Raw genomic sequence first — 23,598 nt, 5'->3', positions numbered from 1 at the left:
ACCTGTGAATAAATTGAAGAAAAGCATAGTTATTAGTCTAGCGTCAACTACACAATATAGACCTTGATGGGTTCTACTCGGATCTGAAGTCTGTCTGCATTTAGAGTAACTTTTCGATTTGCAACGATGCGGTACTGTAGTAGGTAGTAGGTTTATATCGCTGCCACATGAGAATGCTTAGATTTATGGCAATCAAATACATTGTAACGAAGAGCGTCAGGTCGAAAAATAGCGCAATCCCGAACCAGATCTACCAAATAAATCCCCTAGTCAAGAAAGAGATTTACGGCTATCATCAACTTGGAGAGCGGAAACTACAGATAGATTTTTGATGTCGAAAGGGGAATGAGTCAAAAGAGAGAGGGACGCTCGGCTCAGATCGGCGATAGTTGAAGAAGATAGAGACAATCGGGGCGGAAATAATTAACAAAAATCAACACCCTCTCTTTATCTAAAAAAATTAAGGTGTGTAGTGGTTTGACTGTATAGATGAAAGGTTGTTGGCACAGATTTACAACTTATTGGAAACAACTGCCGATCGAAGGTCGGGGGTCTATTGCTGTATGTATTCCGTTAATGTGCCTGATCGGTACGGTCGTCGCCTACACGGTCCTCCGCCAAAGGATGGTCGAATCACAGACTTACGTAGACCATACCAATCAAATTTTGACCCAAAGCAAGGGCAGCTTAATTAGTATCCTCAATGCCGAAACTGGGGTACGCGGCTACTTCATTGGTAAAGACAAAACTTTTCTCGAATCATACAATTTGGCTCTCAAAACCCTCACCCCTACACTGAGCGGCTTAGAGCAGCTCGTTAAAGACAATCCAGCGCAACTCCAGCGAGCGAAGTTGCTCACTCAGGTTGCCAACGAGCGCATGAACTTACTCAAGCAGAGCGTTAGCCGCGTAGATGCAGGCGAGATCGGTACCGCTCAGGTGACACGCGATCGCCTACTTAATGGCAAACAAGCGATGGATCGATTTCGGAAAGTCATTAGCGAATTGGAAGCCGAAGAATATCGCCTATTAGACATCCGCACCCGCGAACTACAACAACAGCAACAACTCAACGCCGATGCCATGTGGTGCGGGATCGCGATCGGGATAATCGGTACGATCTTGGCAATTAGAATCCTTCAGGAATTAGCTAAAGAACTCCGCGAGCGGGACGTTCGCTTACGTGAAAGTCGCAGTCAAGTCGAAGCGATCGTGGGTAATATCGTCGATGGTGTCATCCTTATCGACCCTAAAGGTCGAATAGAGAGCTTCAATCATGCAGCGGTGAAAATGTTTGGTTACCAGCCTAACGAAGTCATCGGCTGGGACTGGAAACAACTACTAAATAGCGAAGCCGAAGATACCCGCAAATTATTGCATTACGAACCGGAACTGCTCGCCAAAGCACCGCCGATCGGTCAAATTTGGCAAGCGATGGGACAGCGCAAAAACGGCGAATTGTTCCCGATCGAAGTGTCAATGAATAGTATTGCCTTCGATGACGATCGGATCGCCATCGTCCGGGATATTACCGATCGTCAACAAGCTGCCGCCAAACTTCAAGCTAAAGCCGTCGAACTAGCACAGCTTAATGCTTCGCTCAATGCTAGCAACTATTCATTACGCCAAACTAATAGCGAACTCGATCGGTTTGCCTATGTCACCGCGCACGATCTCAAAGCACCGCTACGGGCGATCGCCAGCCTATCAGAATGGGTAGAAGAAGATCTGGCCGAAAACATGTCTGAAGAAACTCGATCGCAAATGCAGCTCCTGCGCCGCCGCGTCTACCGAATGCAAGCACTGCTCAATAGCTTGCTCGAATACTCGCGCGCCGGACGTACCCAGTCTCCGATCGTCACTGTCGATGTCCATCGAATGCTCGAAAAAGTCATCCAGATGCTCTCACCCCCAGAGACTTTTAACATCAAGATCGTCACCCCCATGCCAACGTTCGATACCCGTTGGCGACCGCTCGAACAAGTGCTCACGCACCTGATCGATAATGCCATTCGACATCATCCGACTAAAGCGGGTATAGTAGAAATATCGGCGATCGATCTAGGCGATCGCTACGAATTCTCAATTTTTGACAATGGGGACGGGATCGAGCCTCAATTTCAAACTAGAATTTATACCATCTTTCAAACCCTAAAAGCTCGCGACCTCCAAGAAAATATTGGAGCCGGACTAGCAATTGTCAAAAAAATCGTCACTTCTGAAGGCGGGACAATCGAGCTAGAATCTATGCCTGGAGAAGGTGCCATTTTCCGGTTTACGTGGCTCAAACAGCCCATGACCATCGATGCATCTATCACCACCCCCGAACCACGATCGAAAACCTCATGTTAAACATTTTATTAGTCGAAGATGACGAAGTAGACGTCATGACCGTCCGCCGTGCCTTTAAGAAGGGAAATATCGCCAACCCTTTATATGTAGCTGGCAATGGCATTGAAGCTTTGGCCTTGTTACGCGGCAATCCCGGCGAGCCATCATTAATTCCCCCAGAGCGACGATTGATCTTGCTGGACTTAAATATGCCCAAAATGAATGGGTTAGAGTTTTTGCAGCAGTTACGCGCCGATCCCGATATCGGACACACCCCGGTAGTAGTATTGACAACTTCTAATGAAGAACGCGATCGAGTCGAAGCCTACCAGCTCAATGTTGCTGGCTACATGCTCAAGCCTGTGACTTTTAGCACTTTTGTCGATCTAATGATTGCCTTGAATAAGTACTGGACATTGTGCGAGATGACATAGTGATGTGCATATACTGGTGCTTAGTTTCGACCCAGATGTAAAGTAGTAGTAGGGTGGGTATTGTTTAACACATAGGTTTCAGGCTATTTTCGTCTGATAAATATTGCCAATCGAGATGTGAATATTCGGCGTGGCAGTCAAGTAAGCAGTTGCGGAAACCTCCCGACAGTAAGAAGTAGATACCGAACCCCCCGACAACTGACTTAAAGTAAGCTGAAATAAGCGATCGAGATAACTCTAGGTCGATCGCCGCCGAACTCTCATAAACCTGTAGGCGATCGGTAGCCTATGTAGATAAACCGATATGGTAGAAGAGGCGATCTCCCTCACTTAAAACTGTGGCGCGCTGTTGCCATCGGAAATTCAGTTCCCTTGCTCCCTCCCTCACTCCTCCCGCAGAATGGAAGATACACTCAAAATCTTAGTTGTCGATGACGATGAAATCGATCGGATGGCCGTCAGACGCGCTCTGAACCAGTCGGGAATCTCGACCGCCATTACCGAAGCCACCACTTGTGCCGAAGCCCTAGCACGGCTGGCTGTAGATATCTTTGATTGTACGTTTGTGGATTATGGACTGCCCGATCGCAATGGTTTAGATTTAGTCAAATGTGCCTGCGCGCTCAACGTCCAACATCCGTTGGTAGTATTGACCGGACAAGGCGACGAACGCATTGCCGTCGAGCTGATGAAAGCAGGTGCGACCGATTATATGCCCAAATCGCAGATTTCCCCCGCCAATCTCGCTCAAGTCATGCGAAATGCCATGCGGATCGATCGTGCCGAACGGGAAATCATTGAAACCAGCGAACAACTCAAGCGTAATAACGAGTTATTAGTCCGCCAAAACCGCGATCTCGAACAGCAGCGCGACCAGATCGAACTCCAGAATCTCCAACGCGAAGACTTTATCTCTCACCTTACCCATGACTTGCGCACGCCCCTAGTTGCCGCAAACATGATGTACAAACTGTTCGAGCAAGAAGCTTTTTGTCCGCTCTCGCCAGAGATGCACAATGCTCTAGACGCAATGTATCGTAGCAACCAAAATTTGCTAGAGCTAGTCAATACAATGTTAGAAGTCAATCGCTACGAGTCGGGGCACAAACAACTCACAGTGACCCAATGCGACCTGTGGGACATCATGCAAGCCGTCGTCGAAGAACTCCAACCCTTGGCGCGGTATAAATCGATCGACCTCAATCTCACCAGCGAGCATCCCGAACCCCAATCTCTCAAAATCCTGGGTGACTGTCTCGAAATTCGGCGCGCACTCACCAATCTCGTTGGTAATGCCCTCAAGTTTACCGATGTCGGTAGCGTCCAACTCAAACTGGGCCTTTGCCCAGCGTCGGAAGAAGATCGTACTAACATCAATGGCTGGGTAGCAGTTGATGTTGCCGATACGGGATTAGGGATGTCTCCCGAAGAACAAGCAATTATGTTCCAACGTTTCCGCACTGGCAAGCACCGTCAAGCCGGAAGTGGGCTAGGTTTGCACTTAGTCGCCCGCATCATCACCGAACATGCTGGCACGATCTCTGTCACGTCCGAACCCGGTCGCGGCAGTTTGTTCAAAGTTCGGTTGCCAGCAAAGGTGTAGGGGATAGGGGATAGGCTTTAGGCTTTAGGCTTTAGGCTTTAGGGGGAAAGGGCAAAGGCTTTAGGTTTTGAACGAACTGCGTTCTTTTCTCCCCGTCCCTTCTTCTTCCCCGTTCCCGACCCGATGTATCGATCGACTATTAAGTTTTTTTTAGAACTCATCCTTTGGAAGGATATGCACCCGATGTGCAAATGATAAGATTTGTATAGATAGATAAGTCAGGCAACCAAAAGGTGCTCGCGACCCTCACACACGGGAAGAAAGCTTAAGAGCTGACAATCGATCGAATACTCATCACCACAACCAACATCTGGAGTAGCTATCATGACAAGTCCTTCTAAAGTAATCCCTGCTAACAACGACGAGCGCAACGCATGGCGTTGGGGCTTTACCCCTCAGGCTGAAATCTGGAACGGTCGCTTTGCAATGATCGGATTTGTAGCCGCTTTGTTGACTGAGTACTTATCTGGTCAAGGCGTATTGCACTTCTACGGCTTAATGGAAAACTTGACCACAACTGTGGTTCGGTAGGTTGAGTCTAGCCGATGTTAGACATCAGTCTATTTATCAGGATTTAGCAAAGCCAACGCAACGCGATCGAGGAGTGGCTTTAAATATCGAACTATAATTCACTCACTCGATCGACACTGAGTTGGCAGTTAGACACCGCTTTTACAAGTAAGCTTGTGACTAACTGCGAGAGCGAGCCGAGAGACAACTATTCACAAGTCTATCGGCTCGCTTCCACTGCTAACTCACTCACCTTTCGATGTGCTACTTTCAGCCTTCTCCTTCGCGACCTTTCGCGACCTAGTTCGTATCGCCAGCAACGCCCGAGCGTGACGATCTCCAAGAGCTTCGTACCGCAGAAGTTGAAATATTTTCTATTACAGATGGATACCATGCAGCCAAGTTGAAAAATTATACTAGCTGTGTTTGGATCTGGATCTGTCATCTGAGATCTCAAAATTTAGTGCTAATTAGCATCGGATGATATCGATCGTTCCGAGCGTCGGTTTGCAGCGTGTAATATTCTTTGGCAAATTAACGATCCCCCCGTTGTGGATGGTAGATGCGATTACCTACAACAGGCAAGTTTGAAGATCGCAGCATTTTGTCGATCGGATTTAGCCAAGTCAATACCTAGCAAGAATCTTTGGAGTTATCCACAAATGACAACATCTACTTTTGAGATCGATAGCTCCAACGTCAAAAGCATGAGCACGCTTAAGTATTATCAGCTATCTTCTGCTACGCCACCGCACCCAGAATATTTGCGTAGAACAGCAGCTAGAATGCTGCAACTGCAAAAATATCACAAGATTAGCCAAGAATACGTTTTACCAATTCCGTATTTGTGTCAGATCTATCACTTGCTCAATCTTAAGCATTTAGAACAAGTTCACAATCTTAGTCTTAAAGGTCTTAAAGTAGGCGATGTCAGTAAATTCGAGCAAACCAGTAGCGGTGGTAGCGTTAAATTTAAAACTAGCCTGCATCAATCGCTGAATATCCTGAGAATGTGGAGACAGCCAGTCGTCGAGGTGGAGCTAACTCTGCATACACCCTACACGATCGAACTGACAATTCCGATCTACAAGGGTCGCAAGATTACGATTATTTTTAATGTATTGCCTTTGGGCGATAATATCCATAAACTATTTATCGATATCTATAGCGATCTTAAATTTCCCTCGCCAATTATGCAAGTTTTCTTGCATTGTGCCGCTGGCGTAACTTTATTGGAAGATCTACCTTACCTTTATAAGTTAGCCAATGGAAATAATTTACGCCGCCGCGTTAAATCGACCCAAGGCTCCAATCGCAATACGATGCAACTATTTAAGAGATATATCGATCTTTATGGTTCTAGTTTAGAACAACCTCAATCTCTGGGTGCGGTAGAACTCCGTCCGTTGTCCAGTTCATCGTATTAATCAGTTTAGCCGTTCGGTAATCTATTATGTCGCTTTCGACGCTGCTACAAATTATCGCTCCGATATACAAAGTCGCCTTCATGGCGTGTATCACAATCGGTTTAATTCGATTTGCCTGGAGTACTTGGAAGAATCTTAAAAAAGACTGGAACCATCTCCAAAGATTGCATCAAATTCCCTGTCATCGCTGTGGCTTTTTTACGGGGGAGTATAATCTTAAATGCACGGTTCATCCTTACAAAGCTTTGAGCGAGCAAGCGATCGGCTGCATGGACTATCAGCCGAATAAATAAATCTAGCACCTATATGGCGAGCGAATCGCTCGTCTCTATATAGATCTAGAGAATTACAGCAATTTCTCGATTCTATCGCTCAAATTAAAATAGATGTCGATCGTAGAATAGATAAATTAGATGCTAAAATTGATGGCTATAATGACAGATTTGATGTCGATCGAAAGGTAAATCAGTCGGTTGTTAACCTAGCTTTTGGACTAATTGCCTCAGCAACAATTATTACCTTTGCTCAAATGCTTTTTATCCGCAAATAAAACACCAAAACGGCTTCCAGGAATAATGGAAGCCGTTTTGCTTACGCGATCGCCTGTTGTCAATTGTGTCAAAACTAGGGGGCGTTGCTGGTTTTAGGTATGATAATCATTTTTTACATTCTTCTCCCGCGCTGTCTTGTCTTGTCTCGCATAATCCGGGAGGTTCCCTCCCGGCTGCTCCCCGCTGTCTTGATGTGCTAACCCGTCTGGAAACCAGACGAGCGCACATCGCTCCCCGCTCCCAGGCCTATCTTTTCATACCTCGTTGGCGAAGCCTCTCTATCTATTGACTAACACCCCCATCCGAGAGTTCCTCCACTTGGTAGAAACTAGTAGCCGTGCCGGACTGATAAGCTTTTGACAGAAAGATCGGCAAGCTAATGCGAGCAAAGATGCCCCCCAGACATCTTTTTTGACAAAGACAACGTGGAAACTGCCACCGCAGTCTAGAATTGTCGGAGTGAAGAGATCGATCGCTGTTACTACTAGGAGAACTTAAATTGAACCACTACTCATTTGAGTTCTATGGCTTTGCCTTCTTTGGCATCATTCTGGCACGATATCTGATTTTTGCGGGCGGAACCCACTTATTTTTGGATAAAGCCTTCGGTAAAGATACCACCGCCGAGCTACTTCAAGCGCGCTCTGGCGAACGACTTTTGACTAGCGATCGGGGTAGATTGCCCCACACCACAATCGGATCGGATATTAAATTATCGATCTTATCATCGCTGGTCTTTGCCGTGAGCGCGGCGGCCATCGCTTCTGCCTACGATCTGGGCATCACAAAACTGTATACAGACGTCGATCGATATCCGCTGTGGTATCTGGGTGCGAGCTACCTAGTCGCGATCGTCGCTCAAGATGCTTATTTTTACTTTATGCATCGACTGTGCCACCACAAATTCTTGTTCCGCTGGTGTCATCAGGGGCATCATCGATCGAATCCACCGACACCCTGGACATCTTTTGCGTTCGATTTACCCGAAGCGATCGCGCATTCACTGTTCCTAATTGGGCTTGTCTTCATCGTTCCGCTCCATTTTATTACTGTTATGGCCGTGCTTACCACCATGACAGTATGGGCAGTTGTAAATCATCTCGGATTCGATCGGTTGCCCGCTAGTTTTCCCCATCACTGGTGCGGTCGGTGGTTTACAGGCCCTGCCCATCATTCAATCCACCACCGTCACTATGGCTTTCATTACGGGCTGTACTTTACTTTTTGGGACAGACAGCTCGGCACCCAATTACCCACTTACGAACAGGAGTTTGCTAATGTTACTCACTGAACTGAATATCGACGATCTCAATCAACTCATGCACTTGCGCGTCGAACGACTACTGCATTTATTTGCTTCTACTTTGCCTAATTGCCTGATTCAAATCGACGCTGGCGAGCTACTCTCGGTCTACTGTCCCGACTCGACGATCGTTGACGATCTCCTCGATGAATTAGACGATTTGTGCCACCATGCCTGGATCATTTTGGGTGTAAATACCGTGGCATTATATTTTGGTGAAGAAGAAATTTTGCAGGCGAGTACTTATATTCCCGAATAAATCGACCAATTTGGCAACTATTTTAGACTCTCTATCAATGGGCAGAAGTTGAGATCTTTAATGTCATCTTGAGTTACCTCGATCGACATAGGCGTAAATGAATCGTTTAACAGATGATTTTTAGATAGTAAATTCGGTAAGCTTTTGTTAATTGGAAAAAGTATCAATATTTACTGTTTTCAAGTTCCAGCCGAATATTTAAAACAAATCATGACTATTAAAAAACCAGGACAAAATCCCCCCGAAGAAACAACTACAGAAGGGATTGAAAACTACGATCGCCCCACCCCCGACAGTTACGACCCCCACATTATTCCAGCGGAAACTGCCGCTCGTAAAGAGCGTGAAGGTGAAAATTTCAAGCATTTGCCGGAGCATCCTCCCGGATCGGAAAGTCTGGACACGACTGGTGGATTTGTAGTCGATAAAGAAGGACTAGTCGATAACTTAGCGATCGAGCCGGAAATGTACTACGAAACTCCAGGCGATATCCCCGAAGAACAGCAACTCAAACAACATCTTTAAATTAGCGATCCCGGAATGTACTATGAAACTCCGGGCGATGTCCCCCAACAACAGCAGCTCAAACAAAATCTTTAGGAGTGAACAATCATGTTAGAAAAACGGGCGATCGGCATCTTTTCAGATTATCAAATTATGGAAACGGCACTCCATGTCCTTAGAGATAGCGGTTTTGTAATGGAGCAAGTTTCGGTAGCAGGACGCGATCTGGATCGCAACTCCGACACTGCTGGTGCCAAAAGTGGCGAATCTTTATCGAGCATTAGCGATACCAAGCCCAATGACGATCGAGCCGCAGATACAGCCAAAAGTGGTGCAGTTGCAGGTACCGCCGTCGGTGGCTTGACTGGTTTGTTGGTAGGATTGGGCGCGCTGGCAATTCCGGGCGTCGGCCCAGTGATGCTTGCAGGTGCGGCAGCTACAGCAATTGCGACAGCGGCTTCTGGCAGCGCAATCGGTGCGGCGGCTGGCAGTTTGGTAGGCGGATTAGTCGGCTTGGGCATTTCCGACGAGCGCGCTAATGCCTATGGCGAGCGTGTCTCTCAGGGTGATTATTTGGTGATGGTCGAAGGTAGTGCCGCAGAAGTCGAGCGTGCGGGTTCGATTCTCACTAAGAGTGGCATTCACGATTGGTATAGCTACGATTTACCCACCGACCCCTCCCGGATTGCCTCGCCTGTGACTACCCGCCCGCTCGACCACTAGGAAAGAGCTATTTGCTGACGAGCCTGCGTTACCCCAGCCCTGCCCTAATAAAACTGCGGTAGATACACAAGTTGCTTGGACTTCGTTTCGAGATCTAAATCACCCCTAACTCCCTTCAAAAGGCTACCGCGTACACACAAGTCTAGTAACAAGCATAAATGGTTGAAATCCCCCTGTCTTGTCTCCCTTAGAAAGGGGGACTTTGACTAGATCTGAGCAAGCTTTTTAAGGGGGTTGGGGAGATTTAGATCTAAAAACGAAGTCAACCATACTTGCATGTACGCGGTAGCTTCAAAAGGGGGAACCAGATGATTTAAAGTCCCCTGCTTGGTGCATTTTCTAGCGCAAAGCGGCGCAATAACGAAGCTAACTGCGATCGATCCGCAGTCAACCTGAGAGCCAGGTAGAGATCGACAAATATAGTTATAGTTGAGGAGTTGGATATGTCTAGAATTATTACAACCAGTTTCGTGCAGCCTTTAGTGCTGAGCGTATTGCTGACAATGAGTCTTTCTGCTTGCACTACGGCTAGTAAAACGGCATCTGATGCCCCGAGTTCGACGGCTAGCAATGGAACTACACCTACGTCCACATCTGCCAATGACAACAAAGGGGACGCCCAAAGCGATGTCCGCAAAAAACAAATCGAATCGGATATCCGCGCGCGGGAACAGCGGAATGCGATCGGTGGCGATCCTCAAAAACGCGATCCAGAAGATTTGGCTAGCGAAGTACGCGGTAAATTAGAAGCCAATATTCCCAGCAGCAAACTCACAGTTACTGCCAAAGATGCCGAGGTTACAGTCTCTGGCACGGTCGCATCCCAAGACCAACTCGCCAAAATTAAACCTTTAGCACTACAAATCAAAGGTGTTAAAACCGCGATCGTCAAAGCCGTCGTCAAGCCTTAACAACTCTCTGATTACTAGAGCTGAAGCATAAACTATGGATATATTAGCCTTAGATCTTAGCCTCGAACAAGAGTTTTTACTCAAAAACTACGAGCAACAAGTTAAATGTTTAAGCCCAGAGCGAGCGCAAGAATTTTTGCTCGAAGCGTTTCGCCTACTGATGATTAAAGATAATGCGATTCGATCGCTAGTCAAGTCTAGCATCCTTAATATTGATGCGCACGCTCAAGACAGTACGGCGATCGACAGATCGGATCTCCCCAAATACAAAATTCATCGGATCTAAAAGTTAGGCGATTGGATCGCAATCCAGTTCGGTTAAGTCTAATTTCGACTATTTTTAGTCCGCCTGCGCGGATTTTGCATCACTAGCAGCGGTTTCAACCGCTGCTAGTGATGCAAACCGAACTGTACTGGCTCAGATCGGATCGAGTTGGGATCTCTAATATCGTTTGTCACTGAGACGAGCGATATTGCGGTTTTTAAAAATATGTACGCGCAAAAATTCTCGATCGACTAATCCAGTCTTCCACCAGTTACACGATTCGATATCTATCTATTTCTATTGACGCTAACTGGCAATAAACATTTCATCCACTTGAGAGAAAGGAATTCATAGAGGCGACTGCTAAGTTATTAGCATAACCACAGATTGAGGAACGTAGACATGAATTTAATTGCTTGGGTTGTTTTAGGTTTATTAGCTGGCGCGATTGCCAAAGCGATCGTCCCTGGCGATCAAGGCGGCGGTTGGATTTCGACCTTGATTTTAGGTGTAGTTGGTGCGTTTATCGGAGGCAGCCTACACACCTTCATTCAGACGGGGACGCTGGCTTTAACAGCACCTGGATTGAGTATTCCTGGTGTCTTCGTAGCGGTTCTCGGTGCGATTATCGCAATTTACCTCTACGGCTTAGTAGCTCGTAGCAACGTCTAAGCGATCGCCATAACGGCACTTAGCTAATTTACTTTTCACTATTGCTTATCAATTTTTTGGAGGATTAAGAGTATGAAACATCTAGCTACATTACTATCGAACATCCGTCCCTTGCGGATCTTAGTTTCGATTTTCTTTGCTGCTGTTCTCATCTTCAGTAGTAGTTTCCCAGCAGTTGCTGCCAATAGCGACGTCCAAAAAGGGGTAGACAATCTCCCCCAAATCGAAGACAAATCTTTAGAAACACTTGACAAACCACCGTTAACGCTCGAAGAAGTTACCGAACGCTCTCAAGGCGCGCTCAACGAAGTACAGCCTAATGCAGCAGATAGTGACAAAATGTATCGCAATAACGAACGCAGCCCGAAACTGCCAGTAATCAAACAGGCTGAAAAAGCACTCGACAAACTCAAAAACGGTTAGAAATAGCAGTCGCGATTTCTGAGCTGGTTACAGTCAAGTCAGCTCGTTCGGCTCGACTGCAATATCCAAAGATAGCTAAAAACCCTGCCAGTCAAATTTACACTACAACTTTTGGAGAACTCTCATGGCATACGTAGATAGACCTAATGATTATATTGGCGAACGGACGCTCCCAGTCGTCGCCGCCAACTATCACGATCAAGTTCGGTGGGGTCCCATCATTGCTGGGTTGGTACTCGCTTTGAGCACACAGTTGGTATTGAGTGCGCTAGGCGTAGCAATTGGAGCTGGTAGCATTGGCGAATCCGGCGCACCCCGTACCGAAGCACCTGGAGTAGGCACCACCATTGGAATTTGGTCGATTATTAGCTTACTGATTTCGTTATTTGTCGGTGGTTGGGCTGCTGCACGCACAGCCGGACGCATGAGCAAAAATGCAGCTTTGTTAAACGGGGCAATTTTATGGGCATCGACTTTAGCACTGAGTGCTTGGTTGCTATCTAGCGGTGTCTCTGGTGCGTTTGGTGTAGCTGCTTCTAACGCTGATACCGTTGTAAATCAAGCCAGACAGGCCCTGCCGACAACTACCAACCCCACCACCGGGCAGACAACACCCAGAGCACCTAATATCACCGCGCAGCAAACCCGAGAGATCGCTGGCAACACCTCTAAAGTAAGTTGGTCGTTCGTATTAGGTTCGCTGTTAGGCTTAGTGGCATCTTTAATCGGCTCGGCAGTCGGCCATCGCAATCCTCCTAGAAGCGCAACCATAATCGATCGTAGCGAGTAATCGTAAATCCGATTTGGAAAACTTAGATCTGGCCTGCCCTCACACCCAGCCCTCTGTCTTGGTGCGCGCTTGTCGGGAAACAAACGTGGGCGCGCACCGCTCCCAAGCTGGGGGACAGAGGAGCCAGGGTCAGAGGCGAAGGCGGGGTGAGGGTCAAGGTATCTCACTGGCATAGATAACTAGCTTGACTGGAAAATTTCAAATTATTGCATCGCCAAGGAGCAACCCAAATGTTTGTAACTTTTTCGATATTTTCCACACTGCAAGTGCAGTCGGCACGTCTGAAAGCCATTATTGCCGATCTCGATCGCAAGTTGGATGCCCGCTATGGCGATCGTTATCGCCAGCTCAAGCAACAAGTCGAAGGCAAAGTTGATACTACCAAAGTCTGGTACGACAAGACTCGAACTGAAGCTGAGAATAGTGGCACCATTCCCATCGAAGAAAGACAGGCTCAAGCCAGTCGTAAAGTAGCTGATGCTGGTTCATCAGCCGCTCGCAAAGAAGCAGTTATTAAGGAACAGTTGAAAGGGATTTGGCAGAGTATCAAAACTCGCAAATCATCTTAAACTAATCCCGATTTTAATTCACCACCCTGTAAATGTTCGGATTAAATCGAGACACAGCAGATTAATAACTATTAGTCGCCGATCTTTGAATCGAGATAATCTATCAGGGAGCGCAATCTAATTTGGTTTCGCTCCCAAAAACACCCTAGAAACTATAGCAGTTTCTACCGCGAGCTTCAGGAAAAATGTCTGCGGACTAGCTCGTTCTATCTTTGCTGCCGTAGCTCGCAACTTTCAGAAACTGCTAACGATCGGACAATCGAAAAATATCGCAATAACTCTTCCCGATCCGAATGTGAGTTTGCGAACAGTATTCTTTCAAACAGTAGATTAGAAACAATGAGCTTACTAAACCTCGTACTTGCAATCTTAGTTCCCCCCGTTGGTGTTTTTCTTACCTACGGTATCGGTACAACTTTATTTATCAACATTGCCTTGACGTTACTCGGCTGGATTCCCGGCAGCATTCACGCTGTTTGGGCACTGTACAAACGTAGCGAACTGAATAATTAATTCCTAAATAAAACTGGCATTAATTAGCAGCTCTATCGTACCTAAAAAATCTCAAATATATGAACAGCAACATTATTCCCTATCTGGTCACTACATTAGCCACTGCACTGGGCTTATTAATAGACGATGTGATCGTTCCTGGCATCAATATTGCCAACTTTCCAGCAGCATTAATCGCAGCAGCAGTTATCGGATTCTTGAATGCGACCATCCGACCCACACTATCGCTGTTATCGCTACCGATCAACTTTTTAAGCTTGGGACTATTTTCATTCGTAATTAATGGCTTCTGCTTGTGGCTGGCAGCACTTTTAGTGCCCGGTTTTGCGATTCATGGCTTACTCGCATTCATTCTCGGTCCAGTCGTATTGTCATTAGCTAGCACTTTTCTCAACAACTATTTTGCAGAGAAAAAACTCGGCCAAGGTTCTTCGCTTACACCTCAATAAGAGGGGATAGGGGATAGGGAATAGGGGATAGTCAATAGCGGGCAGTGATTTTGTCCCCCAGTCTCCTAGTCTTCCCCAGTCACCCAGTCCCCTGGCTCGATCGAATATCTCTGAAATTTAGCTTTGACGATCGATCTTCACCTGAGAATAATTTTTCAGGTGGTTTTTAGGACGTCTTTGCTATTTTTTTAGTTAGATGAATTGAGGTTGATAAATTGTCGAAATATTAGTAATGGAGCGAGACAATGTTTTCAATTTTAGAATTATTGCCAATGTTTAGCGATCGATCGCCACAACTAGCACAAGTGCCGCTCGATTCGGGTGCTTATGTGGCTCACAGTGTGTACAATACGCATCTAGTCGTCGGCTTGCTAGCTGGCATCATGATGGCTTTTGCTTTCCAATTGTTACTCACCAATCTATCGGTTGCTTTAGTCGCTACTCCAGGTGATGTACCTGTAGATACCGATGGCGATGACGACGACAATAGTTTGATGGATACAGTACGCGGCATCGAAACCAAAGTTGGGCTTGGCGTACTGGTAACGGCATCGATCGCGTTATTTGCCGCTTCCTATCTAGCGGTAAGATTTAGCTTAGTCGATGACGCATTTATCGGCGCGCTGATGGGTGTAACGATTTGGGCGACCTACTTTACAGCTTTGGTCTGGCTCGGATCTAATGCTGTCGGCTCCTTGATGGGTTCGATCGTCAGTACGGCCACTTCTGGCATTCAGGGAATTATGGGCACCGCCACGGGCGCGATCGGGGCGAGTGTGGCCAAAAACCAAGCCATCTCGACTGCCGAAGAGATTACCGCTGCCGTCCGCCGGGAGCTAACCTCCGGTATCGATGCCAGCAGCATTCAGAAGACATTACAAAGTTCGCTCAGTGGCTTGAAAGTGCCCGATCTCGATGTCGATAAAATCGGTTCGCAATTCGAGCAACTAATTAAAGACTCCGATCTTAAAGATTTTGCCAACAGCGATCTGCTCAAAAATATCGATCGCCAAACCTTTGTAGATTTAGCCAGCAGTCGCACCGATTTATCTAAACAAGACATCAACAAAATTGCCGATAAGCTGGAAAGTACCTGGAAACAAGCGTCCAATGGCGGTGGCAAAACCGACGTTCCCAGCCAATTGAAATCGCTGTTCGATACTGTTAGTGCCGAAGATTTCAACCCTGACGAACTCACCACCAAACTCCAATCGATCGTCAAAGGTGGCAGTGGCGGTAGTTTAGCCGAGCGAGCATTAGAAGTCGGATTGAGTACGCTCGTCGGTAAGGTGGTGCAAAATGCCAATCTGTCCGATGTCGATGTCGAAAAGGTTGCCACTCAAGTCAACAAAATCAAATCGGCAGTACTCAGCGGTAAAACATCGGGACAACAATCATCAGGAACTGACACAACTGAAGAAACTCGCCCATTTAGCGTCATTCAGGCAGATTTACAAGACTACCTGCTCTCTGCTCCAGCTTGGAAACTCAGTCAAGCTAACATCAAGCAAGAATTTAAAGACGTAGTATTCGATCCGCAAGCCGATCCGGCAGCGATTCGCCAACAACTAGAGCCGATCGATCGCAATTACTTCGTCCAAACCCTCTCCATGCGCGACGATCTCCAGCCAGATAGCATCGAGGCTCTCGCCAGCTATTTTGATGAAGCCAAATCGGAAGTATTGGATTCTACCCGCGTACCCGATTCCGCCGCAGTCCCAGCTCTAGATCTCCAAGCTCAAGCCCAAGAGCTACGGACTAAAGTCGAAACTTACCTGCGCGATACCAATAAAGCAGAACTCAATCCCGACGAGATCGCGCGCGATTTCCAAGTCTTATTTGAAGATCCCAAAGCGGGTATCGATGCCCTCAAAGATCGCCTATCGCAATTCGATCGCGATACCTTGGTACAGTTATTAAACCAGCGTCAAGACCTCGACGAAGACCAGATAAATAAACTTATCGATCGCGTCGAATCCGTCCGCACCAGTGTTTTAGACGCACCGCGCCAAGCCACCGAGCAAGCGAAAGCTCAGTACGAAAAAACCACTGCGGCGATCGCCGAATACCTCCGTAACACCAGCCTCGAAGAACTCGATCCCGACGGCATCAAGCGCGATCTCCAAACCTTATTAGACGACCCCAAAGCCGGAGCCGACGCGCTGCGCGATCGGTTATCGCAAGTCGATCGGGAGACACTTGTCAAGCTGCTCACCCAGCAAGGCAACCTCACCGAAGAACAGGTCAACCAAACAGTCGATCGACTCCAATCGGCAATTACCTCGATTGTCAAAGCTCCCCGCCGCCTCGCCAACCGCGCCAAAAAACAAGCCGCAGACTTTGAAGCAAATCTGGAAAACTACCTCCGCAATACCAACAAAGAGGAGTTAAATCCCGACAGTATCAAACGCGACTTAGAACTCTTACTTAAAGACCCCAGTGCTGGCTTTAATAGCTTAGGCGATCGCGTCAGCCAATTCGATCGTTCCACCTTCGTCGCGCTCCTTTCCCAGCGCGAAGATGTCAGCGAAGAAGAAGCCAATCGGATTGCCGAGCAAGTCGAATCTTCCTATCGCAATATCGTCGAGCAATTCCAAAAAATCCAAGAAATCGCCAAATCGTCGATCGATAAATTATTTGGCAACGTGCGCGATTATCTCAATGCGCTCGATCGTCCCGAACTCAGCTATGAAGGCATCCAAGCCGACTTTAGCAAGCTGTTTGACGACCCCCAAGCCGGATTTGAAGCTCTTGGCGATCGCTTGGGCGATTTCGATCGGGATACTCTAATTGCGGTACTCAGCTCTCGCGATGATATCTCTCAAGCCGATGCCGAACGCATTGTCTCGAAAATTGAAGAAACCCGCGATGGCGTGCTCCAACGTGCTAAAACTGTTCAGCAAGAGGTCAAAAAACGCTATAAAGCTGTCAAGCGTCAAGCCCAAAAACAAGCGATCGAAACTCAAAAGCTCGCCGCTGGTGCTGCTTGGTGGTTGTTTGGTACCGCTGTAACATCTTTAGCCGCTTCGGCTACTGCTGGTATAATTGCTGTCAATGGCTGGGGTTTCCTCTAAGCAAGCTTCCCACTCTCAACCCGACTTCTGGCCAGAAGTCGGGTTTGTGTTTTAACTGTAGTTACCGTTCTAGCGATCGTCGATTATGACACTGACGAACTTAAGTCCACAGCAATGGCACGCAATCCCAGCAGATGAAGCCGCTCGGATGCTAGATAGCAAGCTCGCTCTGGGTTTAACCGCCGCCGAAGCACAGCAGCGACACGATCGATTTGGGGCCAATCAATTAGTCGGTAAACCAGGAAAAAGTGCTTGGGTGCGGTTTTTGTTGCAATTCAATCAGCCGTTGTTGTATATCTTGCTGGCGGCTGGCGTCGTCACCGCTTTTTTACAGGAATGGATCGACTCTGGCGTAATCTTTGGCGTCACGATTATCAACGCCATCATCGGCTTCATCCAAGAATCTAGAGCCGAAAGTGCGATCGCCGCACTAGCTAAGTCAGTAACTACCGAAACTACTCTAATACGCGACGGGCGCACCCAGCGCGTTCCTGCCGATCGATTGGTACCGGGGGATTTAGTTGAGCTGGCGGCGGGGGATAAAATTCCTGCCGATTTGCGGTTGGTGGCAGTTAGCAATCTCACGGTCGATGAGTCGGGATTGACTGGCGAATCGGTACCGATTCAGAAAGACACGCAGCCGCTAGAGACAGGCGTCGCCCTAGCCGAACGTACATGTATGGCGTATATGGGCAGTTTGGTGAGTTCGGGACAGGGACAAGGTTTGGTCGTCGCGATCGCCAATGCCACCGAGACGGGACGGATCTCGCAGTTGATGGAGCAGAGCACGGATGTCGAAACACCCATTACCCGCAAGCTAGGTAAATTCAGTAAAAAGTTGCTGTATATTGTCTTGGGGCTGGCGGTACTGAATTTTTTGGTAGCTCTGCGGCAAAATGAATCTTGGGTAGAAGTATTTACGACTACGGTAGCTTTTGCCGTAGCAGCTATTCCCGAAGGTTTACCTGCGATCGTCACGATTACGCTCGCCATTGGTGTATCGCGGTTGGCTAAACGCAATGCGATCGTCCGCAAACTGGCAGCAGTAGAAACGCTCGGCAGTACGACTGTGATTTGTTCGGATAAAACCGGAACGCTGACCGAAAACCAGATGACGGTACAGGCGATCTTTGCTGGCGATCGCCTGTATCGGGTGACGGGGGTCGGTTACAACCCCGATGGTGAGATTCTAGCAGCCGATCTAGCTACTACACCAGCCTTATATGAATGTCTCACAGCCGGACTATTGTGCAATGATTCCCATCTCCAACCGCAATCGGACGGACAATATACGATCGTCGGCGACCCCACTGAAGCCGCCTTAATTGTCGTTGCTCACAAAGCAGGGTTGAATCGGGAAGACTCAGCCGCCCAGATGCCGAGGTTAGATGTGATTCCATTTGAGTCACAATTTCAGTACATGGCGACATTACATCAAACCGATCCTAACGAGAAGTCGATTTACGTCAAAGGTTCGACTGAAGCTATTCTCCAGCGATGCGATCGAATGCTCGACGAGCACAAAGAGTCGATCGAGATCGATCGAGTGCAGATCGAACGCCAAGCGGATGAAATGGCGCAGCAGGGATTGCGCGTACTGGCATTTGCTACTAAGTCGGTGACGAGTTTACCCCAGCCACTATCGCATCGAGATCTCGATCGCGGACTAGTTTTTCTGGGTTTGCAAGGGATGCTCGATCCGCCCCGCACCGCCGCAATTGCTGCCGTGCGGGATTGCCAAGCCGCTGGAATTAAAGTCAAGATGATTACTGGCGACCACGTACTCACAGCTACGGCGATCGCTAGGATGATGCAGTTGAGTTCGGGTCAAGAGATCGAGTCCTATTCAGGACGCGACCTGAGCCAGATGAGCGATAGCGAATTTGCTAACGCCGCCGCATCTGGCAACGTCTTCGCACGGGTGGCTCCCGAACAGAAATTGCGCCTAGTTGAAGCCCTGCAAGCTAAGGGCGAAATCGTCGCTATGACGGGAGATGGGGTCAATGATGCCCCCGCCCTCAAACAAGCGGATTTGGGCATCGCCATGGGCATTACAGGCACCGAAGTGGCCAAAGAAGCCGCCGCGATGATTTTAACCGACGATAACTTTGCCTCGATCGCCGCCGCTGTCGAAGAAGGGCGAACGGTCTATCAAAATCTGCTCCGCGCGATCGCCTTCGCCCTGCCAGTCAATGGGGGCGAAGGTTTGACAATTTTGGCAGGGGTACTGATGGGGACGGCTTTACCGATTCTCCCGTTACAAATTCTCTGGATTAATATGGTCAGTGCGACCGCCCTGACTATTCCCCTCGCCTTTGAACCCAAGTCCATCGCGGTGATGAAGTTGCCACCGCGCAACCCCAACGAACCCCTCCTCACGGCGCGGCTGCTGCGCCGGATCGTCATCATTTCACTGTTTAATGTCATCGCTGTCTTTGGTAGCTTTGAATGGGCGCAGCAAACCATCGGCAATATCGCGCTCTCTCGCACGATGGCAGTCAATACACTCATCTCCGCCGAAGCCTTTTATCTGCTGAGTATTACCCAGTTTGTCCCCTCCATCTTTGCCAAATTACGCGATCGTCGCCGCCCGATTGCCTATATACCCGCGATCGGCATTGCGGCAATTCTCGTGTTGCAATGGCTATTTGTAGAGTGGAGCGTGATGAATCAGTTGTTCCAAACAGTGCCCCTGAGCTTCGATCGTGCGGCAATTAGCGTGGCTGTAAGTTTGCCTGTAGTCATTGTCGTCAAGCTCCTCGATCGCTTCGACCCGATCGAGTAAGTAGCTAGGCGTAGTTATCGATCCGACAGAGATTGCCTGAAACTTTAGCCCTCTTTTTTTTATCTCAATAGTCAGGAATATAGCCACAGCATTTTGTAGTCGATCGTATCCTGGAGATTTGGGGACAAATCAGCAATTTATGAGTAGACGATCGAACATTGGGATCTTAGCTTTATTCTCAGCATTATTATTAGTTAGTTGCAGCAAACAATTAGCCCAACTTACCACTCCCACACCCACGCTCGTCCCAATTCAATCCCCCAAAATTCAGCAGATTGTCGCTAATGCGATCGCCCAAACCAAAATTACCCGTAGCTACGATCCGGCTTATGTAAAACTCGCTTATCCCGGCGGCGATGTCCCCATGACGACTGGAGTCTGTACCGATGTCGTCATTCGCGCCTTTCGATCGGTCAAAATCGACCTGCAAGCCGAAGTCCATGGCGATATGCAGCGCAACTTTGCTGCATATCCCCGCAATTGGGGTGCCAAGGCTCCCGACGCTAATATCGACCATCGCCGCGTGCCTAATTTAATGACGTGGCTCCAACGTCGCGGCAAAGCCGTCCCGATTACCAATAACGGTCGCGATTATCAACCAGGCGATATCGTCACTTGGGGTTTTAGCGACGGACAGCAGCACATCGGCATCGTTAGCAACATTCGCGTCGCACCCGATCGACTGGCAATCGTCCACAATGTTGGCAGTGGCACCAAAGTCGAAGATGTCCTCTTTGTGTGGAAACAGATCGGACATTATCGTTATTTTTAAATTCTGTTTTTCGATCGATCTATTATTGCTTTATCAAATTAATTAAGATTATCGAAGATTTTATCGCAACATTGAATTAGAGATCTAAGATCTAAATATTAAAGACATTATAAGTAATTAGAAATCGAGCTTAGTTACGGACGCAAAATAAGAATCAATCCTTAGCAATACACTCTGCATAGTTTTGAGAGAGGGCATTTGTCATGAAAACACATTTAAATAAATTCTACAAACTAGTAGCAAAGAAACCAGCCCTAGCCCAACAATTTGACTCGATCGTCGAAGCCAAAGACTTTCCCAACCTAGCCGTTAAACTTGGTGCTGCCTGGGGCTACACTTTTACCCCCGATGAACTTCAAGCCTCGATCGAAGAAAGTACCGCAGCGGGACAAGGTGACTATTTCTGCTTGCCCATCGGCTGTTGGCAGAAAATCTAATCGGCTTGAAGATATAGCATAAAAGCTCGATCTTTGTCTAATAGGCTAGCGAGCGAAACCTTTCCGATCGAGCAATGTCCAAGCTCGATCGGAAATTTAATATTAGACCTCTTCTAAAAGTGAAATACCATATTTTCACTAAAATCCATACTGTTTTCTTGTCGCGCCAACCGAGCGAGTTTTCCTATCCCCTATTCCCTAACTCGATCGGTTGTGATTTCCACCAAGACAGATCGTCGATCGATGTGTCAAAATAGCTGAGGGTGCATCGGTTAAAAATTCTAGAACTAGTCTATTGTAGAAATCGCGATGCACTTATTTAACGACACATTTCAAGCTTTTGCCGTAGATCTCAACAAACTCGGCAATGAGATCGAAGACTGGCTATTGGGCGATTGGTACTTAACCACCGGATCGGGTTCGGGTTGTAACTTTGGTCCTCTCCGTAGCATTGAAGATTACAATCGTGCCATTCAATCATCACCAGGGGACGCAACTCTCTTTTACAATCGCGGCATCCTCCGTCATCAAGATGGCAACGATATTGGTGCGCTCGCCGATTACAATCTCGCGATTGCACTCGATCCTCGTTTGGCTGAAGCATACGCGGCTAGAGCTGCGATCTATATTCATCTCGATCGCTTCACTGATGCGATCGCCGATTGCGATCGGGCCATTTCCCTACAGGAATGCTCCGCGAACGAACAGCTCCAATTTGCATACCATGTCAGAGCCTTAGCGCGCTCCTTTAGTGGCGATAATGACAACGCGATCGCCGACTTTATCCGTTACAATCAACTCGGACGTACTGCCGTTACTTACTACAACCTCGGCATCACCCAATTGACGATCGGCATCTATGCGCCCGCTCTAACCAATCTCTCCAAATCCATCGATCTCCAACCAAAAATTGCCACCTACTACGCCCGTAGCGTCGCCCTTGCTGGCTTGGGAGATGAATTTGGTGCCAATCGCGATTATAGTGCCGCCCTATCCCTAGAAACCCCCGGTTCTGGCAGCCTTTCCTCCAATGACGAGCACGCCTATTATTTCCGCGCGCTGGCTCGGTTGGCTAGAGGCGGAAGCGAAGAAGCCAAAGCCGATCTCCAAACCACGATCGCTATTTGCGATCGCAAACACAACTCCTATCTCCAACAACTAGCCGCCGCTAAAATTACCGAAATCGATCGAGGAGCGTAATGGTGGACTATGTCGATCTCTCTTGAGTAGATTTAACTGAATCGATATGCGGGTAATGTCTACTATGAAGCATATCGATTAGCTCTTTTTCATCGATGATGTAATCAAGGCTTACATCGAATTCTCATGATGCTGGTAAGACCAGCATCATGACAGGTTCTTGACTCGAATAACCGCAACAGGTCGATCGCGATCTAAAATGAGATACCGATCGCTCACAGCGAATATTCCTGCGGTGGTTAGTTACAGTAACAAAAATTCCCTATGTTAGCCAAAAGAATATTACCCTGCCTAGATGTCAAAGCCGGACGCGTCGTCAAAGGCGTCAACTTTGTCGAACTGCGGGATGCTGGCGATCCGGTAGAACTCGCCCAAGTTTATAACGATGCTGGAGCTGACGAGTTAGTATTTCTTGACATCACCGCCAGCCACGAAGATCGGGATACGATTATCGATGTTGTCTACCGTACTGCCGATCGCGTTTTTATTCCACTCACTGTCGGCGGCGGGATTCAGACGACGGCAAATATCAAAGACTTACTACGTGCGGGTGCGGATAAAGTCAGCCTCAACTCAGCCGCAGTCCGAAATCCCAACTTAATCAACGATGCCAGCGATATGTTTGGCGATCAGTGTATCGTCGTCGCGATCGATGCTAAACGCCGTCACGATCCTGGCAATCCTGGCTGGGATGTTTACGTTAAAGGCGGACGCGAAAATACCGGACTAGATGCGGTCAAATGGGCGCAAGAAGTCACTAAAAGAGGTGCCGGAGAACTTTTAGTCACCAGCATGGATTCAGACGGCACCAAAGCAGGCTACGATCTCGATCTGACTCGCTCGATCGCCACTTCCGTCCAAGTTCCAGTCATTGCTTCCGGTGGTGCTGGCAACTGCGAACATATCTATCAAGCCGTCACCGCAGGACACGCCGAAGCCGCATTATTGGCTTCTCTACTCCACTACGGCGAACTCACAGTCGCTGAAATCAAAGAATATCTCCATAGCAAGCAAGTCACCGTGAGGATTTAGTTAGATACGTGGATGGGTAGATGGGTAGATGTTATTCCCAATCCGCCATCCGCTGTCTTGT

At 47.9% G+C, this 23,598-nt stretch carries 25 protein-coding genes; all 25 read left to right on the top strand.

Annotation, left to right across the window (positions count from 1 at the left end; genetic code table 11):
* Positions 1-489: 489 nt before the first annotated feature.
* The 25 genes from CHA6605_RS31605 (at position 490) to hisF (ending at position 23,537) form a co-directional block, all read left to right on the top strand.
* Positions 490-2,352, top strand: coding sequence for a sensor histidine kinase (locus CHA6605_RS31605; RefSeq protein ID WP_015159921.1), 1,863 nt, complete (start codon positions 490-492; stop codon positions 2,350-2,352).
* Positions 2,346-2,765, top strand: a complete 420-nt coding sequence (locus tag CHA6605_RS13085; RefSeq protein ID WP_015159920.1) for a response regulator — start codon at positions 2,346-2,348, stop codon at positions 2,763-2,765. Before CHA6605_RS31605 ends, CHA6605_RS13085 begins: the two co-directional genes overlap by 7 nt.
* A gap of 400 nt (positions 2,766-3,165) precedes the next feature.
* Complete coding sequence (locus CHA6605_RS13080) at positions 3,166-4,368, top strand: hybrid sensor histidine kinase/response regulator (RefSeq protein WP_015159919.1); 1,203 nt, start codon at positions 3,166-3,168, stop codon at positions 4,366-4,368.
* A gap of 324 nt (positions 4,369-4,692) precedes the next feature.
* Positions 4,693-4,899 (top strand): chlorophyll a/b-binding protein, encoded by a 207-nt coding sequence (locus CHA6605_RS13075; protein WP_015159918.1) that lies wholly within the window; start codon positions 4,693-4,695, stop codon positions 4,897-4,899.
* Between the two features lie 641 nt (positions 4,900-5,540).
* Entirely contained in the window at positions 5,541-6,305 is a 765-nt protein-coding gene (locus CHA6605_RS13070; RefSeq protein ID WP_015159917.1) for a hypothetical protein, read from the top strand.
* A gap of 80 nt (positions 6,306-6,385) precedes the next feature.
* Positions 6,386-6,598 (top strand): hypothetical protein, encoded by a 213-nt coding sequence (locus CHA6605_RS32955; protein WP_086936319.1) that lies wholly within the window; start codon positions 6,386-6,388, stop codon positions 6,596-6,598.
* Positions 6,595-6,855: a ssr2422 family thylakoid membrane protein gene (locus tag CHA6605_RS37480; protein ID WP_479688861.1), complete on the top strand. Its 261-nt coding sequence runs from the start codon at positions 6,595-6,597 to the stop codon at positions 6,853-6,855. The genes CHA6605_RS32955 and CHA6605_RS37480 overlap by 4 nt, the downstream gene beginning before the upstream one ends.
* Positions 6,856-7,355: 500 nt before the next feature.
* Positions 7,356-8,147: a sterol desaturase family protein gene (locus CHA6605_RS13060; protein WP_015159915.1), complete on the top strand. Its 792-nt coding sequence runs from the start codon at positions 7,356-7,358 to the stop codon at positions 8,145-8,147.
* Positions 8,134-8,418, top strand: coding sequence for a hypothetical protein (locus tag CHA6605_RS13055; protein ID WP_015159914.1), 285 nt, complete (start codon positions 8,134-8,136; stop codon positions 8,416-8,418). The genes CHA6605_RS13060 and CHA6605_RS13055 overlap by 14 nt, the downstream gene beginning before the upstream one ends.
* A gap of 210 nt (positions 8,419-8,628) precedes the next feature.
* Complete coding sequence (locus CHA6605_RS13050; RefSeq protein ID WP_015159913.1) at positions 8,629-8,943, top strand: hypothetical protein; 315 nt, start codon at positions 8,629-8,631, stop codon at positions 8,941-8,943.
* A gap of 87 nt (positions 8,944-9,030) precedes the next feature.
* Positions 9,031-9,645: a hypothetical protein gene (locus CHA6605_RS13045; RefSeq protein WP_015159912.1), complete on the top strand. Its 615-nt coding sequence runs from the start codon at positions 9,031-9,033 to the stop codon at positions 9,643-9,645.
* A 443-nt stretch (positions 9,646-10,088) separates the two neighbouring features.
* Entirely contained in the window at positions 10,089-10,556 is a 468-nt protein-coding gene (locus tag CHA6605_RS13040; RefSeq protein ID WP_015159911.1) for a BON domain-containing protein, read from the top strand.
* Positions 10,557-10,590: 34 nt separating this feature from the next.
* On the top strand, positions 10,591-10,842 hold the full coding sequence (locus CHA6605_RS13035; RefSeq protein WP_015159910.1) for an NblA/ycf18 family protein: 252 nt from the start codon (positions 10,591-10,593) through the stop codon (positions 10,840-10,842).
* A 381-nt stretch (positions 10,843-11,223) separates the two neighbouring features.
* Positions 11,224-11,493, top strand: coding sequence for a GlsB/YeaQ/YmgE family stress response membrane protein (locus CHA6605_RS13030; RefSeq protein ID WP_015159909.1), 270 nt, complete (start codon positions 11,224-11,226; stop codon positions 11,491-11,493).
* Between the two features lie 72 nt (positions 11,494-11,565).
* Positions 11,566-11,916, top strand: a complete 351-nt coding sequence (locus tag CHA6605_RS13025; RefSeq protein WP_015159908.1) for a hypothetical protein — start codon at positions 11,566-11,568, stop codon at positions 11,914-11,916.
* 124 nt (positions 11,917-12,040) lie between these two features.
* The gene (locus CHA6605_RS13020; RefSeq protein ID WP_015159907.1) at positions 12,041-12,706 is read left to right on the top strand and encodes a hypothetical protein; all 666 of its coding nucleotides are present in this window, start codon (positions 12,041-12,043) and stop codon (positions 12,704-12,706) included.
* A gap of 230 nt (positions 12,707-12,936) precedes the next feature.
* Positions 12,937-13,275 carry a hypothetical protein gene (locus CHA6605_RS13015; protein WP_041548009.1) on the top strand — a complete coding sequence of 113 codons (339 nt, stop codon included), beginning with the start codon at positions 12,937-12,939 and terminating at the stop codon, positions 13,273-13,275.
* A gap of 339 nt (positions 13,276-13,614) precedes the next feature.
* Positions 13,615-13,788 (top strand): YqaE/Pmp3 family membrane protein, encoded by a 174-nt coding sequence (locus tag CHA6605_RS32950; RefSeq protein WP_015159906.1) that lies wholly within the window; start codon positions 13,615-13,617, stop codon positions 13,786-13,788.
* Positions 13,789-13,847: 59 nt separating this feature from the next.
* Positions 13,848-14,237 (top strand): phage holin family protein, encoded by a 390-nt coding sequence (locus tag CHA6605_RS13010; protein WP_015159905.1) that lies wholly within the window; start codon positions 13,848-13,850, stop codon positions 14,235-14,237.
* Positions 14,238-14,482: 245 nt separating this feature from the next.
* Entirely contained in the window at positions 14,483-17,311 is a 2,829-nt protein-coding gene (locus CHA6605_RS13005) for a hypothetical protein (RefSeq protein ID WP_015159904.1), read from the top strand.
* An 85-nt stretch (positions 17,312-17,396) separates the two neighbouring features.
* Positions 17,397-20,096: a cation-translocating P-type ATPase gene (locus tag CHA6605_RS13000; protein ID WP_015159903.1), complete on the top strand. Its 2,700-nt coding sequence runs from the start codon at positions 17,397-17,399 to the stop codon at positions 20,094-20,096.
* Between the two features lie 139 nt (positions 20,097-20,235).
* The gene (locus tag CHA6605_RS12995; RefSeq protein WP_015159902.1) at positions 20,236-20,868 is read left to right on the top strand and encodes a DUF1287 domain-containing protein; all 633 of its coding nucleotides are present in this window, start codon (positions 20,236-20,238) and stop codon (positions 20,866-20,868) included.
* Positions 20,869-21,071: 203 nt separating this feature from the next.
* Positions 21,072-21,305: a Nif11-like leader peptide family natural product precursor gene (locus CHA6605_RS12990; RefSeq protein WP_015159901.1), complete on the top strand. Its 234-nt coding sequence runs from the start codon at positions 21,072-21,074 to the stop codon at positions 21,303-21,305.
* 309 nt (positions 21,306-21,614) lie between these two features.
* On the top strand, positions 21,615-22,505 hold the full coding sequence (locus CHA6605_RS31600) for a tetratricopeptide repeat protein (RefSeq protein WP_015159900.1): 891 nt from the start codon (positions 21,615-21,617) through the stop codon (positions 22,503-22,505).
* A gap of 264 nt (positions 22,506-22,769) precedes the next feature.
* Entirely contained in the window at positions 22,770-23,537 is a 768-nt protein-coding gene (gene hisF / locus CHA6605_RS12980; protein ID WP_015159899.1) for an imidazole glycerol phosphate synthase subunit HisF, read from the top strand.
* The last annotated feature ends 61 nt before the right edge of the window (positions 23,538-23,598 follow it).

The organism is Chamaesiphon minutus PCC 6605 (genome assembly GCF_000317145.1).
Taxonomy (GTDB): domain Bacteria; phylum Cyanobacteriota; class Cyanobacteriia; order Cyanobacteriales; family Chamaesiphonaceae; genus Chamaesiphon; species Chamaesiphon minutus.
The sequence above is the reverse complement of the archived record's forward strand: the minus strand, read 5'-3'. Positions and strand labels throughout refer to the sequence as shown.

Excerpts from the sequence above, each read along its gene's own strand:
- CHA6605_RS31605 (WP_015159921.1), top strand. The coding sequence starts at position 490 with ATGAAAGGTTGTTGGCACAGATTTACAACTTATTGGAAACAACTGCCG.
- CHA6605_RS13085 (WP_015159920.1), top strand. The coding sequence starts at position 2,346 with ATGTTAAACATTTTATTAGTCGAAGATGACGAAGTAGACGTCATGACC.
- CHA6605_RS13080 (WP_015159919.1), top strand. The coding sequence starts at position 3,166 with ATGGAAGATACACTCAAAATCTTAGTTGTCGATGACGATGAAATCGAT.
- CHA6605_RS13075 (WP_015159918.1), top strand. The coding sequence starts at position 4,693 with ATGACAAGTCCTTCTAAAGTAATCCCTGCTAACAACGACGAGCGCAAC.
- CHA6605_RS13070 (WP_015159917.1), top strand. The coding sequence starts at position 5,541 with ATGACAACATCTACTTTTGAGATCGATAGCTCCAACGTCAAAAGCATG.
- CHA6605_RS32955 (WP_086936319.1), top strand. The coding sequence starts at position 6,386 with ATGGCGTGTATCACAATCGGTTTAATTCGATTTGCCTGGAGTACTTGG.
- CHA6605_RS13055 (WP_015159914.1), top strand. The coding sequence starts at position 8,134 with ATGTTACTCACTGAACTGAATATCGACGATCTCAATCAACTCATGCAC.
- CHA6605_RS13050 (WP_015159913.1), top strand. The coding sequence starts at position 8,629 with ATGACTATTAAAAAACCAGGACAAAATCCCCCCGAAGAAACAACTACA.
- CHA6605_RS13045 (WP_015159912.1), top strand. The coding sequence starts at position 9,031 with ATGTTAGAAAAACGGGCGATCGGCATCTTTTCAGATTATCAAATTATG.
- CHA6605_RS13040 (WP_015159911.1), top strand. The coding sequence starts at position 10,089 with ATGTCTAGAATTATTACAACCAGTTTCGTGCAGCCTTTAGTGCTGAGC.
- CHA6605_RS13035 (WP_015159910.1), top strand. The coding sequence starts at position 10,591 with ATGGATATATTAGCCTTAGATCTTAGCCTCGAACAAGAGTTTTTACTC.
- CHA6605_RS13030 (WP_015159909.1), top strand. The coding sequence starts at position 11,224 with ATGAATTTAATTGCTTGGGTTGTTTTAGGTTTATTAGCTGGCGCGATT.
- CHA6605_RS13025 (WP_015159908.1), top strand. The coding sequence starts at position 11,566 with ATGAAACATCTAGCTACATTACTATCGAACATCCGTCCCTTGCGGATC.
- CHA6605_RS13020 (WP_015159907.1), top strand. The coding sequence starts at position 12,041 with ATGGCATACGTAGATAGACCTAATGATTATATTGGCGAACGGACGCTC.
- CHA6605_RS13015 (WP_041548009.1), top strand. The coding sequence starts at position 12,937 with ATGTTTGTAACTTTTTCGATATTTTCCACACTGCAAGTGCAGTCGGCA.
- CHA6605_RS32950 (WP_015159906.1), top strand. The coding sequence starts at position 13,615 with ATGAGCTTACTAAACCTCGTACTTGCAATCTTAGTTCCCCCCGTTGGT.
- CHA6605_RS13010 (WP_015159905.1), top strand. The coding sequence starts at position 13,848 with ATGAACAGCAACATTATTCCCTATCTGGTCACTACATTAGCCACTGCA.
- CHA6605_RS13005 (WP_015159904.1), top strand. The coding sequence starts at position 14,483 with ATGTTTTCAATTTTAGAATTATTGCCAATGTTTAGCGATCGATCGCCA.
- CHA6605_RS13000 (WP_015159903.1), top strand. The coding sequence starts at position 17,397 with ATGACACTGACGAACTTAAGTCCACAGCAATGGCACGCAATCCCAGCA.
- CHA6605_RS12995 (WP_015159902.1), top strand. The coding sequence starts at position 20,236 with ATGAGTAGACGATCGAACATTGGGATCTTAGCTTTATTCTCAGCATTA.
- CHA6605_RS12990 (WP_015159901.1), top strand. The coding sequence starts at position 21,072 with ATGAAAACACATTTAAATAAATTCTACAAACTAGTAGCAAAGAAACCA.
- CHA6605_RS31600 (WP_015159900.1), top strand. The coding sequence starts at position 21,615 with ATGCACTTATTTAACGACACATTTCAAGCTTTTGCCGTAGATCTCAAC.
- hisF (WP_015159899.1), top strand. The coding sequence starts at position 22,770 with ATGTTAGCCAAAAGAATATTACCCTGCCTAGATGTCAAAGCCGGACGC.